17 protein-coding genes and 1 pseudogene are annotated in these 17,252 nt (G+C 55.3%); 1 reads left to right on the forward strand and 17 read right to left on the reverse strand.

The features are described 5' to 3' along the window. Positions 1 to 87 precede the first annotated feature (87 nt). From AABQ55_RS17915 to AABQ55_RS17985, 15 genes and pseudogenes are all read right to left on the reverse strand, one after another. On the reverse strand, positions 88 to 594 hold the full coding sequence (locus AABQ55_RS17915) for a hypothetical protein (RefSeq protein ID WP_272805978.1): 507 nt from the start codon (positions 592 to 594) through the stop codon (positions 88 to 90). Between the two features lie 11 nt (positions 595 to 605). Then, positions 606 to 1,499 carry a nucleotide-binding domain-containing protein gene (locus AABQ55_RS17920; protein ID WP_336314396.1) on the reverse strand — a complete coding sequence of 298 codons (894 nt, stop codon included), beginning with the start codon at positions 1,497 to 1,499 and terminating at the stop codon, positions 606 to 608. Positions 1,500 to 1,571: 72 nt separating this feature from the next. Continuing rightward, a pseudogene (locus AABQ55_RS17925) lies at positions 1,572 to 2,036 on the reverse strand (SMODS domain-containing nucleotidyltransferase); the annotation flags it as partial. Between the two features lie 12 nt (positions 2,037 to 2,048). After that, positions 2,049 to 3,089: an SAVED domain-containing protein gene (locus AABQ55_RS17930; RefSeq protein ID WP_272805979.1), complete on the reverse strand. Its 1,041-nt coding sequence runs from the start codon at positions 3,087 to 3,089 to the stop codon at positions 2,049 to 2,051. Between the two features lie 276 nt (positions 3,090 to 3,365). Continuing rightward, a complete protein-coding gene (locus AABQ55_RS17935; protein WP_272805980.1) occupies positions 3,366 to 4,838 on the reverse strand; it encodes a TniQ family protein in 1,473 nt (490 codons plus the stop codon). Further along, positions 4,835 to 5,785, reverse strand: coding sequence for a TniB family NTP-binding protein (locus AABQ55_RS17940; protein WP_272805981.1), 951 nt, complete (start codon positions 5,783 to 5,785; stop codon positions 4,835 to 4,837). The genes AABQ55_RS17935 and AABQ55_RS17940 overlap by 4 nt, the downstream gene beginning before the upstream one ends. Next, positions 5,782 to 8,049, reverse strand: a complete 2,268-nt coding sequence (locus AABQ55_RS17945) for a hypothetical protein (protein WP_272805982.1) — start codon at positions 8,047 to 8,049, stop codon at positions 5,782 to 5,784. Before AABQ55_RS17945 ends, AABQ55_RS17940 begins: the two co-directional genes overlap by 4 nt. Positions 8,050 to 8,058: 9 nt before the next feature. After that, positions 8,059 to 8,562 carry a hypothetical protein gene (locus AABQ55_RS17950; protein ID WP_338341909.1) on the reverse strand — a complete coding sequence of 168 codons (504 nt, stop codon included), beginning with the start codon at positions 8,560 to 8,562 and terminating at the stop codon, positions 8,059 to 8,061. Positions 8,563 to 8,668: 106 nt separating this feature from the next. Beyond that, positions 8,669 to 9,253, reverse strand: a complete 585-nt coding sequence (locus tag AABQ55_RS17955; RefSeq protein WP_050747119.1) for a plasmid pRiA4b ORF-3 family protein — start codon at positions 9,251 to 9,253, stop codon at positions 8,669 to 8,671. 2 nt (positions 9,254 to 9,255) lie between these two features. After that, positions 9,256 to 10,908: an IS66 family transposase gene (gene tnpC, locus AABQ55_RS17960; RefSeq protein WP_272791937.1), complete on the reverse strand. Its 1,653-nt coding sequence runs from the start codon at positions 10,906 to 10,908 to the stop codon at positions 9,256 to 9,258. A gap of 47 nt (positions 10,909 to 10,955) precedes the next feature. Next, a complete protein-coding gene (gene tnpB / locus AABQ55_RS17965; protein WP_050747117.1) occupies positions 10,956 to 11,300 on the reverse strand; it encodes an IS66 family insertion sequence element accessory protein TnpB in 345 nt (114 codons plus the stop codon). Beyond that, positions 11,297 to 11,713 carry an IS66-like element accessory protein TnpA gene (tnpA, locus tag AABQ55_RS17970; protein ID WP_272791938.1) on the reverse strand — a complete coding sequence of 139 codons (417 nt, stop codon included), beginning with the start codon at positions 11,711 to 11,713 and terminating at the stop codon, positions 11,297 to 11,299. The genes tnpB and tnpA overlap by 4 nt, the downstream gene beginning before the upstream one ends. A 273-nt stretch (positions 11,714 to 11,986) precedes the next feature. Continuing rightward, positions 11,987 to 12,160, reverse strand: a complete 174-nt coding sequence (locus tag AABQ55_RS17975; RefSeq protein WP_272805984.1) for a hypothetical protein — start codon at positions 12,158 to 12,160, stop codon at positions 11,987 to 11,989. Positions 12,161 to 12,618: 458 nt separating this feature from the next. Then, on the reverse strand, positions 12,619 to 14,610 hold the full coding sequence (locus AABQ55_RS17980) for an AAA family ATPase (protein ID WP_272805985.1): 1,992 nt from the start codon (positions 14,608 to 14,610) through the stop codon (positions 12,619 to 12,621). A gap of 44 nt (positions 14,611 to 14,654) precedes the next feature. Beyond that, on the reverse strand, positions 14,655 to 15,251 hold the full coding sequence (locus AABQ55_RS17985) for a hypothetical protein (protein WP_272805986.1): 597 nt from the start codon (positions 15,249 to 15,251) through the stop codon (positions 14,655 to 14,657). A 182-nt stretch (positions 15,252 to 15,433) separates the two neighbouring features. On the opposite strand from AABQ55_RS17985, the gene AABQ55_RS17990 reads away from it, so the two are divergent. Next, positions 15,434 to 16,144, forward strand: a complete 711-nt coding sequence (locus AABQ55_RS17990; RefSeq protein WP_272805987.1) for a hypothetical protein — start codon at positions 15,434 to 15,436, stop codon at positions 16,142 to 16,144. A 20-nt stretch (positions 16,145 to 16,164) separates the two neighbouring features. Here AABQ55_RS17990 and AABQ55_RS17995 read toward each other — a convergent pair whose 3' ends face one another. Further along, on the reverse strand, positions 16,165 to 16,941 hold the full coding sequence (locus tag AABQ55_RS17995; protein WP_272805988.1) for a metallophosphoesterase: 777 nt from the start codon (positions 16,939 to 16,941) through the stop codon (positions 16,165 to 16,167). A gap of 40 nt (positions 16,942 to 16,981) precedes the next feature. Then, entirely contained in the window at positions 16,982 to 17,161 is a 180-nt protein-coding gene (locus AABQ55_RS18000; RefSeq protein WP_272805989.1) for a hypothetical protein, read from the reverse strand. Between the last annotated feature and the right edge of the window lie 91 nt (positions 17,162 to 17,252).

The following is a 17,252-nucleotide window of genomic DNA, read 5'->3' on the forward strand; positions in this document are numbered from 1 at the left end:
AGCTGGTTCACAGTTGACCGGAATCCCCAACAGATCGCCGGTCTTTTTGTGAGTCCACCGAACACCTGCAAGGAGGCGATGGCCCCTTTATTCAACCCATCTGAAGGGGCACATCCTCATTGTATTGATCACATACTCAGCGGCGGCTTTGGTGTCGAAAACGAAAATTGATGCGTGTTGCTCGTCCGCCGCCTCTGAGCGTATCCGTTCATAGTGTTCAAGCGTGCCCACACGACAAACATTGCTTTCACTCATGATTACGTATCGCTCTGGAACGTGTGAGGGGTGCGTAGTTCGCACCAGAAGGCCTTGCGTTCCGTACCGGGCTTCTGCGAGATGCGAAGCAAATGCCATCATGGGCAGCCTGCTTATCGCGGCAGCATCATCAGCTGATGAAGTATTCGAAGAATGATTGGCTCGCCGAAAACTCGTCACCGCCAGTAGTGTGCAAACTTCCGAAAATTTTAGGGGCGATCTGCTTCCCTTATCGCAAATGATCACACCTTCATTGATAAGTTTTTCGATCTCGTCGACCGAAATTCGAACTATTTCCGCTGCCCTATCAATATCGACTTCCGCTTCAACTAACTTCAAAACGAATATTCCTACTCTATGACGACGAAAAACCGCCCGCTTTGGCCGCAGCATACTCCATCTCGCTTTCGGATTAGGAATGCTTCCACCCAATGAACACCACGGTATTGGGTCGTCTCCCAGTGCTTTCCATCACCAGCGTCGGACTTGTAAAAGCCACCGCGAAGCTCGCTGGCGGAACGAACCCCATCCGGGTCGGTATTGACCACCCGCCACATGACCTTGAAATCGCTCGACGGGAACGGGAGACCCATGGAGTTTACTGCCTCGAACAGAATTTCCTTAGATCGATGGACGACTTGCCCGCTCTCAAGATTGCTGTCCCTTGGCCCATTGCGGCTGTTGTAAAGTCCAGCACGTATTAGAACTGTCGACGCCCGTACCATTGGCCAACGGGCTCTCCTCATCCAAGGTACGTTTGACGGTATGGTCCGTAGGAGATCAGTGGCAAGCGCGCGTCCAACTTGAAACGCGTTTCCGACGATTCGTGTAGATATATTGCTCATATAGCGAGCACTAACCTGTCTCGCCTCCTCGACAACGATGTCTGCGCCAAACGTGTCGCCGAATATGTCGCGCCACTTTAAGAGGGACTCTTTCTCATCAGGTTCGGCGTAAGCGTCATCAATCCAGCCTCGATATTTGTTAATCTTGTTCCGGAAGTTTTGATATTTCTCTTCGTCCCAGTTCCGCGTCAAAAATTCGTCAGGCAAGACAGGATTTGCAATCGTGGGCATCGTCGTCTGCTTTTGCAAATAGTCGTCAAGCCTACCGATTCTGACCTTAAGCGTAGTTGGAACATCACAGAGGACATCAAGTGCCCGGTCGAGAGCGCTGACTTGCTGGCCTATCAAGGTCGTCAACAGAACTGACTTCACAGAGAAATTCAGTTTGATATCGCGCATGTATTTCAACAAGCGCGTGGCCTCCTGCAAGCTATCGCCGTTCGCATAGGAACAGCGAGTATGCCACCAGTTGGCAAAACCCTTGCCATCGGTCGGTTCGAATACGTTGTCTCTGCGATTACAGATGTCTTGTCCGAAGTACCCGCCCGCCTTTTGCACGCAGGGCACGACATCCAAAGTGAAGTCGTTGGCGTACTCAATGGTCACACACCTAGTCTTACGAGAAACCTTCGACTCATAAACCCCGGACGCCTTGAAAATAGCTTACAATGAATCGATGTATTCGGTGGGCTCGAAACTTTCATAGGGAGCAACAAAGGTTAATAGATCAGCGTCAAACCCCTTGTTGCCAGGCGGCTTGATAATTGTCCGATGTGCCCATGAGCCTTGCTTTTCAAACTCCCCGACCGGAACCTTCCAGTTCTCCAAGACAAAATTCTCGATTGCGGCGGCTTTACTTTCAAGATTCTCAATTCTCGTCTTGTTGAGATTAACTTCATCTCTAAGGAAATTAGCGAATTGATCTATGTGCTTCATGCAATCGCAATCTCACGCTTGAGTATGATCCAGGCTGTGGACTAAGTGAAATCCGCCCAATCGGCGATTCTCATCGTAGACGCGAAGAGTGGGATGAGCCTTCGGCTGCCATCCTCGGCCGATTTCGACAGCCGTTGACGCTGGAACGGAAGGGAAAAGGTGCACCTCTACATCGGGACCGTGAGCATGTCGGATTTGGTCCAACGTGGATCGAAAATCACGGGCGAACGCGACAAGATCATCAGATCGGCGCAGAACATCGTTTCCCCGAAATGACGATCTTATTGACCATATTGGAACAGCATCGCCTAGAATGCGTATGACGCGTTCATCTGCGATGTCTGAGCTGATCTCGACCTTCAATGCCACAATGTTCGCCCTGGAAGGAACAGCTGGACAGACATCGAAAGTTAAAGGCGGTGAATTGTTGTCCCACTTCAAGCCCTTTGGATTTCTCAGTAGTTGCCTGACATCTACGGCACGGATGTCGGACAGAAGGCGGCCAAGCTCGATAAGTAAAGGTATCGGAGCCAAAGCAGCGACGGTGAGGTGTTGTAGCTCGCCGCGTTCTGTCCGACCACTGACCTTTTCTTTAAAGCCACTTCGGAGGTTTCTAAGATGAATGGCCCAGTATTCTGGCTCGTCTTCGCTGTAATCCAGCCCGATTAGTTCAAGATCAATGTTCCCCCCACGAACAGGGAAACGGCCTTCTTCCACGATGGCGATTTGCAAATCGGACGCGGTAACGAGAGCCTCGTTGGTTGCTATTTTAGCAGTATACCGTAGGGCGTGCGTCCCCCGATGTCGGGCAATTGCTGTTACTGCTTCAATACGATCTTCATGTTCACGCTTCATCTCCCGGAGAAGTTCAGCGGGATGCTCGGCCTTCTTTTCCCTGTCGATCACCCGATGGTGGACGTCGCAAAGGAGCATGATGTTATCCGGATCGCTTGCGAGCTTCTTTGAAAGCGTTTCGTGCCCCCTTGGGCCGCCAGGGCTGTCGGCGATAATGTGCGCGTGGTAGCCCTTATTGGCATTTGGAGTATTGGACACCAAATCGCCAATCAGCAGATCGTTGCACCCACGGTATTCGCAACGCCCCCCCTGACCTTGCCCAAAGGAAGTTTTGCACTTTGGTGGGAATCGAAGCGCGGGCTTCCTTAGTGGCAATCGACTTGGATTGAGCTTTTTTCACGGAGTTGGGCAAGTATGGCTCTCTGGAACAAATTAGCAACATTGTTCCATCTTCTGCGCCAGTTGTCCATAGAAGTTGTAGCGGTAGTTCGATTTCTACCGAGGTATCCACAACCTCGACCATTGGCACCGGGATTAAGTCGTTGAGGGCTTGGAAGTGGCGGCCAATATCACACGCAGGGCCCGGAAGCCTGCCTTCCCATTGTCGCCTCGAATGCAGTCTAATTTGCCGCTTATCACTTTCACTGCGGCATCGCCCATTCGCAATCCCTCGTTCCGTGCGAAGGTAGTCAGTGAGCGCGATTTTGCATGCCTCATTTGCGGCAAACGACCTGTGAAGTCCAAGAGCTTCTGAATGTCGCGGACCAGGAAACGGTGGCCGACCGGTCCGTCTCCGATAACATTGCCGAACGACCGGAGAAAGCCTGCATCAACGAGTGGCTGAATGTCCTGTGAAGCCATACCCAAAGCCGTAGCTGCCTCGACACGGGTCATCATTCGACGAACATGATGTTCGATGGTGTCAGCCTCTACAGGATCGAATTTGACCGGGGCGCGGTACCATTCCCGCTCTGGCATAAGCCCAAGTGCATCAGCCACGGCAGGCAGACCTTTCCGGTTGACTCCGATCCTGGCAGCCAACTCCGTCAACCCGATCTCTTCCTTCAAGAAATCATCGGATGGGATCGGGTCCACGGCTCCACGAGCTTCGAGCGCGAGAGCCTTACGAATTGCGGTCTTTATGACCCCGGCGATCTTTCTGTCCTCCAAGGCATTTTGCTGAATTCTGACCCATTCAAACACAATGGTCCACCCACGTGTCTTCATGGCATCTGGCACTCGCGCACGAATCCAGGCTCGCAGTGTTTCCACCAGATGAGGGCCGTCACCGCTCAAAGCTTGGAAGCCAACTTCCGTCGCATCTAACTGCATTTCGGGCAGCTCAGACGACCAAGGATTGCAGAGCAACCTCCCGATGATATCGCAGACCTCGATGACTGTACCGGCGTCGCAGGTATCAATAAGCGGTGCAATCAGCCTGTCGGCAAAGCCCAGGCGACCAAGGAGGTAGGTTTCCAGCGTTGCGCCCGAAGCATGCAGAGCCATAGGGCGACCGAGAACCTCGCCATCGGGTGAGATATCGAAATTTGGCCACCACCAATGCAGCGTTTTGCCATCGGCGCACGTGTCGACCAAGGCCGTCCCGTGGAAAGGACATCGTCTGATCGCTTGGATATCCCACCATATCCGATGAAAAGGCCGCTCGTGAAGACAACCGGGACACCAGCGACGCCTGGTGTAGGAAAAATCGCTGTAACGAAATACCTCATCACACAGCATCACTTTTGCACCGTGACGCCTTGGTGTCGCACGACGTAACCTGCTCAAACGGTCAGCCGACAGAGGAAGTTTCTCGATAACGTCCAACAGGTGCTCAGGGCTAATATTGCGAGCCCGCACATCGATCCAATCGCTGTACGACGTCACGCTCGTATGCCCTTCCGCTGAAACCAAACGCGCATAGTATCCGTGAGCAGGTTCCGCCACCTGATTGATGACATCCCACCTGCTGAATGGTGCGGTTCGCAAATCGAAGGCAATCGTCATTGGGCCTGGACCTCCGCAAATGGCTGGAAAGTCTTCCCACTCGGCAACCGATCTTCGGCCGCAGAACGGAGGTGATGGGGCATGATGCAAGCAGAATCGTCGTTGATGGCCTCATATCCCGCTGCAACGACGATATTCATCGCCAATCCCAATGAGCCGTCAGTCATCTCCAGGAGGTCCGGCAGATAACGTTTAGCGGCAAGGTCGGACAGCTGCCGGAATGGCAGACGCTGATCCACACCATGCAGAAAGATGCGAAACTTGTTACGCCCCTCGGGTGTTTTGGGGTCGAAGCCCTCCACGCGGTATCGCGGAAATCCACCGCGTCCCTTCATCTGAAGATCGGCTTCCATCGGACCCTCGATGCTAGCAGGACCAGCCAACAGCACGTTGCAGGCGTTTGCCTGATCGACCAGATATTTGATGAGTGAGGCATACACTGCTCGTCGCTTGCCAGCCGCCCCAAACAGGCAATGTGCGTCGTCAATGATCAGCAGCTTCGTCTTGCATTCGATCAGACGCCTCGCAGCTTTCGAGTTCATCGATGCAATGGTGAGCCGGGGAACGGCAGGAACGCCGGTCATCATATAAATCTGTTTCCCGAGTTCCAGGGAATCCCAGTCTTGACGGGCCTGGACGTAGACGACGTCGTGCTCGAAGCCATTGTCGGTCAAACGAGGCGGAAATTGCCGCGCAAAGTGCTGCAGGATGAACGTTTTGCCTGACCGGTATTCACCCAGCAGCCCTGCGATCCATCCCGTATCCGGCTCCCCGCCATCTACGGGAAGATGAAACTTCATGATCTTGTCGCTGATTTCGACGAATTTCTCATACGGATAGAGCACGTTCTTGATCATCGCCTGCCGGGTGGCCGCAGGCAGAGTTGCAGCCGCCCGTCGATCTTCGTCGGTCTCGAACGCGGTAGTGTGGAAATCCGGATAAATCATGCTTTATCATCCTTACGCTTGAACAAATTGGAGATGTCGTCGTCGTCCTGGCTCAGGTCGAACGAGTATTTGCGCCCGTCCTCCTGGCGCGCTGGCACTACGTCGGGAGCGGGAGACGTCATGGGACGCGGAGCTGGTGAGACCGGCTTTGCGGCCGGAATATGGGTCGCAACAGCAGAAAGGCTCATTGGCACCGAACCCGAAGGGGCGTTGTGATCGATTTCGACAACGCGCGTACGCCGATACTTGTTGGTGGCCCTTGCGTGGAATTTTGCCAGTTGCTTACTAGACCGCCAGTTCACTCTGATCTTGTTGATCTCTTCCAGCCTGTTGGTGAAGTCGTTGTAGGCGCTTCTAAAATCGCGAGCGTCGCGTTTCTGCTCTTTCAGATAGTCCATAACCTTCTGATGCTGGTAGAGCCGCAGCCCCTTCGCGTACCAAGCGTCAGCCTCCTGCACCGGCACCTCTATGATCTGCCCAGTGTGGTGGTTGAGCAGGAAAATGTGGTCCAGATTGCTAGGGTTTCGCCAAGCCTTGTACTTGGTGGACTGAACTCCAGGCACCGCCGTCCTGTTTTGTGCGTCAGCTTGAACGACAATCAGGTCGGGATGGCAGTAGATAAGATTATCCCACCACACACAGCCGTCGCGGACGCTCACGTCCTTTGTGTTACCGATCATTCGGGTAATCACATCAGGATCGATAGGACGCCTTGCGTGGGAATGGCGAATTCCGTCATCCCAGAGCTGGTTCGGAATCCCGTCCAGGGTTCTGAGCATTCCAAGACCCTTATGCGGGTTCACATGATAGTCGCTGCAGATGTACCGGATGATGAAATCGTTCAGCTCGGACAGCGTGAGCATGGGGAGGTCGGCATTCTTGTCAGCGAACGAGTCACGTTCTTTCGGACTCCCTTTGGTCGATCTGGGCAGATTGTGGATGATGTCCTGGTTCATGGTCTGAAACAGCCGCTCGACAGCGCCTTTTTCCCACGGATGACCTGGTCGGTACTCGATCAGCTGGATTCCCAATTGCGCCAACGATTCACGCACATGGTCGTTGATCAGCGCCATGTCATTATCGACGCCAAGCCTTCGGAAGGTACCGTACTGCTTCCATTCTAAGCCGGGATACTGCGACATATCCTTCGGGCTGATGGCGTGCACCAGACCTTCCAGGAAATGCTCGAACGAAGCACCCTTAAAGCTGACGGAATACCCAAGGAACGAGCCGGTCTTTCGGTCGCGAAAAGCGATGAGATGGGGACGCCCATAAATAATCGGTCGCTCATCATCGACCACGATGATGTCGATGGGCGTAAAATCGACGTCCACAATGTCGAGTGGATGATCGGGCAGTGCCTGCGTGATATAGATGTTGAACTTCTTGCGAGCGTAGTCCACACCGCGTCGCCACAGCGCCTTCTGAAACTTATCGATGGCACCCAAGCGGCGCTGAAGAGTGTGATCGCTTGGTTCGATCAGCACGCCTTTCTCGTTGCACAGCTTCTCCAGCAGGTGGCGGTTTGGGCGCTCATGCAACGATGCCAGAAAGAATTTCTTGACGTCCCGCCAGTCGCCCTTGTCGAGACGACACGCCTTTTCGACCGCATCGGCCATCAGGTTCTCGACGTGCATGCCAAAATGGTCGCGCCGATTTCCAGAGCTTATGCCAGGAGCCAACTTACCAACAATGTCGGACGACTCGTGTAAGTATTGTTCGACTTTTTCCCTGAGCGTATTGTAGCACGGTGGTCGTGCTTCTCCCCGCTCCAATGCATGAGCTTTCGAGACACGTTCGATGAGACCTCGTTTTGGCTCAACCCCTTCACGCTCTGCTGCGCGCAAGATAGCATCTACGTAGCTCAGGTAGAATTTGCCCTTTGTCAGCTGGGCATCGGTGTAACGGAAGGCAGCACCCGGTGCATTTTTGTTCAGCCTTTTGCCGTTTTCCTGCCGCAGCCGCCGATGGGTTTCCAAAAAGACGAGCTGCGACGTAGTCAGATGCACGGTGCTCTGGGTGACGATGTTGTTCATCGTGATCACGACGCCAAAACGGTCATCTTTCAAGCAGGACTGCACCATGTAGTATCCGATGCGCATCCGGTCTCTCGACCAGATGTTATATCGGGTACCTGCCGCCACATCATATTTTTGCTGAAACTTGCCGTTCTCAGGCAACGGCAAGTCGAGTTCGTCTGCGGTCATGATGACCGGCAGGGATTCTGGATTCAGGAATGCACCAGGATGTTCACGGATCGACATGTGGCGCTCCTAACGACGTTCAAACAACAGGGATGCATCGTTGAAAGGCTTTGAATAATCGATGTCGATTTCGCCCTTGCTGATCATCTGCATGATGGCGGTGAACACACGATCCACCTCGTCGAGTGGGCGCTGGCTCACAACGTGACCGAGAGAGTCCAGGACCTCGAATTTGATGCCAGACACTTTGACCTGCCGACGGACCGCAGAGATGGTCGTTGGCAGGTCAACGATTTGAACGGCCCGACGAACAGCCATGAGCGCCTCATCGTCGGAAACATGCAGATGTGCCCACATCATTTTCAGGTTGGAAAAGCGCGGCTGAATGTAGATCGTTCGCTCGTCGAGCAAGACATAGCTTGCACCCAGCTCGTTGCGCGTCACGTGCACCAGATTTGCGGTGCGATCCGCGATCCACGGTCGTTCCAATTGGATATTGAACGGCTCGTAGTCGATGTAGATGCGTTCTCCGTTGCGCAGTTCCACACCCATCTGAAAGGTATGGTCACGCATGCAGAAGACATCCTGATCCTGGTTGGATGGTAAGCATCCGAGCAGCCACGCGGCATGAGCACGCGCGAGTTAGGCAAATCGGGCTATAGTGATGAGGTTGCTGCGGTTAGGCTTTCCGGCGTGATCGACGCGCCCATTTCGCAGCCAGGTTTTCCACGGCTCTGTTGAGATCAGCGAAGGCTGCATTGTTTGGGTCGAAGTCTTTGGCGCCCGACCATTCGACAAGTTCGGCGTGCCGTTCATGAGCGGGGTCGGCGAGCGCCTCGCGGAACTCCTGGTATCCCCACGGACCGCCAACGTCTTCAGGCGGGCAGCGCCCCGTTGCCTCGATCAGCATTGGATCTGCAAGCGCGACGACAGGGAACGTGCGCTCGATCTTGATGCTGTGCGTCCAGCCGTCGCCGAAGTCATAGTGGTATTTGAAGGATTTCGCACCGGTGTCCTGGATTGCCGACAGGAGCGAGATCTTGCGGGCATCGAGTGGACCATCCCCCCATTCCTGGTCGGGCAAACCAAAGCCAACGTCACGGATCTGGAATTCGTAGAGGTGGGTGTTGGTCCACCCCATCGCAGCCTGCAATACCTCATGCAGCCGGCTGAGCCGGATGCGCCACGGCACGACAATGCGCCGCATCACGGTCGGTTCGACATGATCAAGGGTGACCTTCAGACGGACGAGAGAAGAGGCCATCGTCAAGCTGCCAGCATGAGGGCGGAGTTTTTGCCCTGGCGTATCCGCTTCCACTCCCAGGGAAGCAGTTCCGGCAAACGCGAGGCCGGCAGGTCGGCGATGCGAGCAAGGACATCGGCGAGCCAAGCCTTCGGGTCTACGTCGTTCAGCCGTGCGGTCATGATCAGGGTGAGCATGATGGCAGCGCGATCTGCGCCGCGGTCGGAACCGGCGAAGAGCCAAGCCTTTCTTCCGCAAGCCACGCCGCGCAACGCTCTTTCCGCGCAATTGTTCGTCATGCAGATCCTGCCGTCGTCGGCATAGCGGGCAAAGTCAGCCCAGCGCGACAGCATATAGTCGATCGGTCCGGCCGCCGGCGATGAGCGTGATAGGCTGGCCCGCTCGGTGCGTAACCATTCCTCCATATCGCCAAGTAGCGGCTTGCTCTTCTCCTGCCGGACCGCAAGCCGCTCGGCCGCGCTCAGACCGTTGATGTCGCGCTCGATGGCAAACAGAGCATCGATGCGCTTCACCGCCTCGAGGGCTACCGGCGAGATCGGCTTGGTACCTTTGCCGCGCCGAGCATTGCGAGCGACATCGGCCAGTTCGAAGAACTTCCGCCGCGCATGGGCGAAGCAGAACGCGGGCGTTGCCGGCATCTGCCTCTTCGTCAGATCGAACAGCGGATTGAAGCCGTTGTAGCAATCCGCCTGAAGAATGCCGCTGAAGTCGGCCAGATGCCTTTGCGGGTGCTCGCCGCGCCGATTGCAGGAGGCGTAGAAGACCGCCGCCGGCGGCGCAGGGCCGGCGAATGGCTGATCGTCGCGCACGTAAACCCATATTCGCCCGGTCGTGCATTGGCCCTTGGCCAGGATTGGGATCGTCGTGTCGTCACCGTGAAGCCGCTCGGCCTGGAACACATGTGCCTCGATCAGATCAAATATCGGCTTGAGGGCGAAGGTAGCGTGACCGACCTGATCGGCCAGGGTCTGGGTCGACAGATCGATACCCTCACATTTGAACCGCGTGCTCTGGCGGTTCAGCGGGATGTGCTGCCCGAACTTGTCGAAGACGATCGTCGCCAGCAACTGAGGACCGATAAAGCCGCGCGGAGTGGCATGGAACGGTGCGGGAGCCTGACTGATCGCCTCGCAATCGCGGCAGGTAAACTTCTCGCGCACCGTCTCGATAACCTTGAAGCGGCGTGGGATCTCCTCCAACGTTTCAGTCACATCCTCGCCCAGCTTCGACAGCCGCGAGCCGCCACAGCAGGCGCATGCCGTCGGCGCTTCGACAACGATGCGTTCGCGCTCGACGTCTTCAGGCCACGGCTTGCGCACCGGACGCTTGCGGGCAAAGGCGCGTACGGACTGCGTTTTGGCCGCGGCCTCTTGGGCGCCCAGTTCATCCTCGGCGGCCGACGCCACGAGCTCTTCGAGCTGCAATTCCAACTGATCGATCAGCCGCTGCGTGCGCTCACGGCGCGGGCCGTGCTTCTCGCGCTCAAGTTTGCCAAGCAGCAATTGCAGATGTGCGTTTAGCGCCTCGATGCTCGATAGCCGGGCCTTTGCGTTGGCCGCTTCCGCCTCAGCTTGCAGTCGCGCAGCACGTTCGGCCAGCAGCGCCGCATGAGCACTTGCAAGGTCCGATGGCAGGGTAAGCGGCGGCAATGTCATAGCGACATTGAATCAGATTTCTCAACATTTTCAATGCAAGAATGCAGTCAGACCCGGCTGGGGCGCCAGGTCTCCTGCGGCGCGCGCCAGTCAATTCCTGACAGCAGATAGGAAAGCTGCGCCGTCGAGATCGGCACCGCGCCACCGTCGGCAGAAGGCCAGATGAACTTGCCTCGTTCCAATTTTTTCGTGAACAGGCAGGCCCCCTGGCCATCGTGCCAAACGACCTTGATCAGGTCACCGCGTTTACCCCTGAAGCAGAACAGATGACCGCCCAGCGGGTCGTGCTTCAGCACTTCCTGCACCCGTAACGCTAGCGACGGGAACCCACATCGCATATCCGTATAGCCCGTCGCCAGCCAAACCCGGACGCCTGTCGGGATCGGAATCATCGCAACGTCTCCAGCGCGCGCAGGATGCGCAGCAGCGCATCGACGTCGACCTCTCGATCGACAATGACACGTCGACCGTTCGTGCTCAGCACCTCCATGCGACCGCTACCCACTACCGAAGCCGATGCGGCCGAAACGGGAGCTGGCACGTCCGGTGTGATCACTGCGGGCACGAAGCCTTCGATCCGATTGCGGCAAAGGCTGCCGGACTGCGCCAACTGACGCCAACGGTACAATTGTGAGCGCGAAACCCCGTGCTTCTCTGCCGTCGCGGAGACCTGGCGACCATCGCCAGAAAAGCCTTCCTCGAGAATTTTGAACTTGGCCTCGGCGGTAAAGCGCCGCCGACGCCTTGTGTCGATGATTTCAAGCCGGCTCACCGGTGTCCGAAAACTGTCCTTATGCCTGTCCATAGCGACAAAACGACAGATTCATCTCAACCGCTCAAGGCGGCGCTCCTCGGATGCTTACGTTGGATGGGTATTCGATGCGGATCGGGTAAGGCAGAATGCGTACGATATCCGGATTAGTGTCGAGATGGTAAAGTCCGTCCATCATCAGTGGCGATTTCGTTCGCACGTACCCGCCCTTGACCTTCGTGCTCGGAAAGATGCCTGGCAGCGTTTTGTGCATTACCCGGCGTGGGGGCTCGAAAACCGGCTCGCTCCCAGGTTCAAATCCAGTTTTCATTGCGCACCTCCCTTGCCGGAAGGCACAGGCAAGCCCTTCTTGGCAGCGCTGGCGGCTGCCTGCAGGTCAGCTATTTTCAGGATCAGCTCATGGGTAATGCCGAGGGCCACGACCTCAGTTGGTTGGACTGGCGTTACGCCACGCAAAAATTGAGACACCGGATACTTCAAGGCATGCTCCATCGTTGGCGCAACCTTCTGGTTGAGCCTTGGACACTTCGGACTGTTTGCGGAATTCAGTTCGCGATGTGCGATAGGAGCTTGCGGACGAGCCAAGTCGTTGCCTCGGAACCCGACAGGGTCGCAAGGCAGCACAGGTAAATCGGCGATGTCATACTCTTCACGTTCATATCCACCGTTCCACTGTTAGAGTTGGCTTTGGCGGACGTTCGGCCTGTGAGCGGCCGAGAAGAACTCAGCGCACTTACAGGCTAGACGCCCATAGACCTCGGTGTGTTTGCGCTGCCGATTTCACGGTTTGGTTCTCCATTCAAACGTGATGAGAGCCTAAGCGACGTGGTACCGAGGAGTCATCTGCATTTCTTAATTTTGGCTAAGGCCTCCTTTCATAGATCGTTCTCTTTTGGTTGACGGATTTAGGCTGGTAGCAACTTTTGGACCGGCGGCGATTACGCCGCTCCACTCAGGTCATCCTGGCTCAAGGACTTCTCAACTTCGTAAACATCTGTTTTAACCGCATTTATTCCACCAACCCGAGCCACCTGTAGCATCTGGTGCTGCTGGACCAATTCGTCGTATTGTTTCGGCGTGATCGATCCATTTTCCACCAATGCATCAGCTACAGCGTCCAACAGCGGCCGGTTGCCTTCCAAGATTTCCTTGGCGCGAATGAATTGAGCGGCCAGTTTGCAGTCGACACGGAACGCCAGTTCCCGGTCATTAACGCGGAGTTTTTCCAGTTCGGCGTCACTGGTTGCCGAGCTATGGCGGAAACTCGCGCCCATGCCGAATTTCGTTTCCAGAAGTGTGGCCAGCCTGGTGGCGAGTGCCAAATCAGAGTTCGGGCCTGCGCCAGCACCGTCTCCTGTGCTTCCCAAAACAACGTCTTCGGCAGCCAGTCCAGCGAGCATGATGGCGATCTGACTGAGGTAATAGTCACGGTCACGTCGAGACACTGTGGGCACATCAAAGTAGGCTGCTCCACCTTTCTGATCTGCGCCATTCATGACCACCTGGTCTACAATCTGATTGCCCAGATAAGCTCCGTGTTTCAACTCGTTTCCGACTACGGTGTGCCCTGCTTCATGCACAGCGATGGAGCGACGATAGTCACCTTCGATCTTGATGACTTCGGGCAATGCGGCCCGTAAATCGTCAACAGTCAGCGCTCTTTTTTCGCGTCGCGCCAAGCGTCGAGCGTCCCGAGCGACTTTGGCCAGGTCGGCACCGGTCATTCCAATCGTCGCAGCACGCAATGGTTGGAGCCCTTCAATCGTTATGATGCCGTCGATATGCTGGCTCAGGATTGCCACACGCGATGCCCCATCTGGCAAAGGTATCTCGATGTGCTGATCTAAACGGCCTGCGCGCAGGACTGCGGGGTCAATTCTCGTGATGTTGTTGGTCGCACCGACGACAACGACGCCCTCGCGAGAGTCTAAGCCATCCAAGCACTCCAGGAAGGCATTGACCACCTGAACACTATAATCCTTATGGTCATGCGTGAATTTTTCCCGATTTCCGATGGAGTCAATTTCATCGATGAACAGAATGGCTGGCGCGGCGGCTTTGGCGGCAGCAAAGTCTGCACGCATAGCCCGCAAAAGGTCACCCAAATGCCCTCGGGACTGCCATTGGCCCAAGGAGGTAGCGATCAAGGAAACCTCACATTCCTTTGCCACAGCTTTCGCGTAAATGGACTTGCCGACGCCCGGAGGCCCGCTCAGGACGACGCCTTTGTCGATATCATCCCACGCGATATGGCCATTTCGCCAATCGCTGATGTCCCTTGCCAGGCTGATGCCCCATTCTTTGGCATCTCCGTAGCCGTGCATCTCTGACAATGGGGGGACTGCTCTTTCGGGCTTCTTCGGTGCAGGTAAGTCCTGCTGGACAACAACTTCGGACAGGCGGCGCATCACCTCGGAAACCAGACGTCCGCGTCGCAGTGCTGCCCAAACTTGGTCGAGCGGGAATTCCAGGATGCGTTTGGCCTCTTCCTCGCTGAGTTTCATACCCAGCACGACGTGGCACGCTGCCCGAACGTCGCGAAAATTGATCGGCAGTATGTCTACAATGACGTCCGCACCCAGAATTACTTCTTGCGGTACAGACGCGCCATGTTCGACGATAATAACTGCCCTTTTTTTGTTTTGGCAGTCATCCTCATAGTCACCCTTCGCCTTGTCGGGCTTGTCTTTGACGCCGATGTACATGAAACCAGCGTCAGCCCGGCGAAAATTATCATCCGGGTAGAGTTCGGCCACTACCGCGTTGCCATAGTCTTTCGGCGAGTATCCCTCGGGCACATTCAGTAACACCAGCCCCGCACGACCCGATGCGAAGACAGGATGACGACGCAGTGCATGCTTGAATGTGCAGAACAGGGCGTAGTCCCGAACTGATTTTGTGACACTGATGTTCTTTTTGATAAACGACATTGGATTGTTTCCGGCGACGGTGTCGCAATACGAATTTCCAGTGGTTAGCCACGAAAGCGGCGAACGGTGGATTCGGGTCCGATAAGCGCATCATCAAGATCGATGGCGATGAAGCGCTGGAGGACCATTGACGCGAAAGCCGGTAGGGGCTGCGTCGTGCGAAAGCCGGATAGGCATTCAGCCAAAGTCATTGTACCGCACTCATCCAGGGCAGCCAGGACACGAATACGGTCATCAAGGGTCACACTATATCGCGCGTACCGCAGCAAATCCTTTGCGTTCCGCAATCGTATGGCGGGCAGTTCCGGTCTGGATAACGGGCGATATTGGTATCCGGCTGCCGCCGCCATTTCAGTGGTCATGGCTGAAGGTCCGGCCTTCGTGACCGCATCGATTAGAACGATCCCGCTTTGGCTTTCGGCAACCAGGTCTGGAACATGAGTGACACCGTCCATAACCAATTCGACGGTCCCACAGGTCCAAGAGATGACATCGTCATCCACATCCAGCAGGCATCCGATGTCTCGGGCTAACTGGTTGCGGAAAACGGCAGGGCCATCGCAACGAACTGTATGAAGGGGAAAAAATGGTGTCACTGATGACACCGGCTGCTCCGGTGGAGCCGACAAATGACTGCTCATACGCAAAACCCTAAACGCAAATAACCTCAGCCTCCGCAGAGGCGGCGGATCAGAGCGATAGTCGTAGGGTGTGCAGAGCGATCTTTTTCATGATGAGAACAAATAAAGAACGAAAATGATTGCGTCAAGCTCAATTTTCGTGATTAGCTCCACCGCAGCAGCGATTGCAGGAGATGTGGCCGATGGGTGAAATTAACTTGGAGCAACGAGAAATCGAGGCGATCAAGGGCGTCGATGAACGTGAGCTATCCAAACTGATTGATGAAGCTATTCGTTCAGAAAGAGTTGGAGACATCTACCGGCTCAGGCTACGCGACTGCGGTGAATACGTCGCGAGCAAGCTGCACTATTTCGAGAAGGCACTGAACGCCTACAGGGATGCGAAGTCTGCAAAAAAGAGGGACGAGACCCACAGTTACGCAAGGCGTATGGGCTCCGATCTATCCTTTGCCTTCAGCCGAATGAAACATCGGATGGAAACAGAGGAACGTCAGCGTCCGTATTGGTACGTCGACGACGGAGTCCACTGGCCGCACCATTTCACAAACAACCTGTCAGTGACCATTTCTTACCGCTGGCGGAAAGCGGTCGAAGACGACTGGAACTTTGGCAGCATCACGTTTCACCACAAGGTCGTTCCTCGACCGTCTTATCTGCAGCCACAGCCCAAGCGAAAGCCGAGCAGGGCGAAGCAGGAGGAAATTCGTCAGAATGAACTGGCATCGACCTGGCAGCATCTGATGAGAACTGCCCTTTACACGCTGAGGGACTATTTCGAGAGCGGTGGCGACGGAAACCAGATTCCAGAAGCATTCACGGCTGTGCCTGATCAAAGCGGATACCTGAATAATTTCAGTGCGAGATTTTGGACGGATGACGCGAAAGCCTCGTGAGCGAGCGGGGCGACATAGCCTTAGACGGCGGTCACCTTGGAACCTTCGTGGTGTTGTGTTTCCATCTTTCGGTCAAAGCGCCGAATGACTGGGGTGCCGTTTATCTTCTCGGCGCAGATGAAGCCTGTGAGTTCGTCGTCAACGAACACAGCTGAAGAAATACGACCAGTGCGGTAGGAGCCGGTGTCTATTGCTATCCGGTTCCCGTGCAACTCAGGAAGTTCACTATCGGTGATTGTGTGACCGTGGACGACAGTCTTCTCAAACTCGCCGCTGAATTCGATGAAACCATCCCTGATCCATCGGAGATCGTGGGGATTTTGATCCGCAAATTTGATGCCAGGTCGAACACCGGCATGCACGAAGCAGAAGTTGGTGGTCTCCACTTTGTCGACCGCCGATTGTAGCATTTCGAGGTGATGATCGTAAAATTCTTGAAAATGGACGGTAAACTCAGGGACTGATGGCCGGTGACCGCCACAATAGGCCTCGACGGTTTGCCAGCCACCAAAATCTTCGAGCCAAGCAGCCTGCTCGTCTGGCCTCAGAATACCGCTGATCGCGTGCCAGAAGCGTTCATCATGATTGCCCAGCACGAGCTTAGACTCTGGATGCAGCAGTATCGCCTGGTTGACGATTTCCATGCACTCTTTGCTGTCTGGACCACGATCAACGATATCGCCGAGGAATATGAAGCGTGGTGTACCACCGGTAGCTTCTTCTTTTATCGCTGCGAGGAGCGGACGAAGGAGATCATCTCTGCCGTGGATATCCCCGATTGCGTACGTCAGGTTCATGCTGAATGTTGTCCGTTCCTGATCAGGTTGACCTCTACGTTCAAAAGCTTTCTGAGGTCTTGCGCTGGAGCCACAATGGCTCGTTGCCGTTGGAGATAGCGGTCCTGATGTCCACACTCGGCTGCAGCTTCAGCCGTCCCAACCTGGCACCAGTCGCCGGTTCAGAGAGGTCGATACTGACTATTGCGCCCTGGATTGCCTTCAATACTGGATCGTTCATTCACATTGATTCCGATCTATCCCGCAGTAGTCGCCGATACCAAGCTGGCCGAAAGCTGACGACCGCCTCTGAATGTAAATAAGATGATATG

This window comes from Shinella sp. WSD5-1 (assembly GCF_963942435.1).
Taxonomy (GTDB): Bacteria; Pseudomonadota; Alphaproteobacteria; order Rhizobiales; family Rhizobiaceae; genus Shinella; species Shinella yambaruensis.

Coding starts and splice junctions, on each gene's coding strand:
- tnpB (WP_050747117.1), bottom strand. CDS start 11,300: ATGATTCCGATCCCGACAGGCGTCCGGGTTTGGCTGGCGACGGGCTAT.
- AABQ55_RS17980 (WP_272805985.1), bottom strand. CDS start 14,610: ATGTCGTTTATCAAAAAGAACATCAGTGTCACAAAATCAGTTCGGGAC.
- tnpA (WP_272791938.1), bottom strand. CDS start 11,713: ATGGACAGGCATAAGGACAGTTTTCGGACACCGGTGAGCCGGCTTGAA.
- AABQ55_RS17995 (WP_272805988.1), bottom strand. CDS start 16,941: ATGAACCTGACGTACGCAATCGGGGATATCCACGGCAGAGATGATCTC.
- AABQ55_RS18000 (WP_272805989.1), bottom strand. CDS start 17,161: ATGAACGATCCAGTATTGAAGGCAATCCAGGGCGCAATAGTCAGTATC.
- AABQ55_RS17985 (WP_272805986.1), bottom strand. CDS start 15,251: ATGAGCAGTCATTTGTCGGCTCCACCGGAGCAGCCGGTGTCATCAGTG.
- AABQ55_RS17935 (WP_272805980.1), bottom strand. CDS start 4,838: ATGACGATTGCCTTCGATTTGCGAACCGCACCATTCAGCAGGTGGGAT.
- AABQ55_RS17990 (WP_272805987.1), top strand. CDS start 15,434: ATGGGTGAAATTAACTTGGAGCAACGAGAAATCGAGGCGATCAAGGGC.
- AABQ55_RS17940 (WP_272805981.1), bottom strand. CDS start 5,785: ATGATTTATCCGGATTTCCACACTACCGCGTTCGAGACCGACGAAGAT.
- AABQ55_RS17920 (WP_336314396.1), bottom strand. CDS start 1,499: ATGCGCGATATCAAACTGAATTTCTCTGTGAAGTCAGTTCTGTTGACG.
- AABQ55_RS17955 (WP_050747119.1), bottom strand. CDS start 9,253: ATGGCCTCTTCTCTCGTCCGTCTGAAGGTCACCCTTGATCATGTCGAA.
- AABQ55_RS17945 (WP_272805982.1), bottom strand. CDS start 8,049: ATGTCGATCCGTGAACATCCTGGTGCATTCCTGAATCCAGAATCCCTG.
- AABQ55_RS17950 (WP_338341909.1), bottom strand. CDS start 8,562: ATGCGTGACCATACCTTTCAGATGGGTGTGGAACTGCGCAACGGAGAA.
- tnpC (WP_272791937.1), bottom strand. CDS start 10,908: ATGACATTGCCGCCGCTTACCCTGCCATCGGACCTTGCAAGTGCTCAT.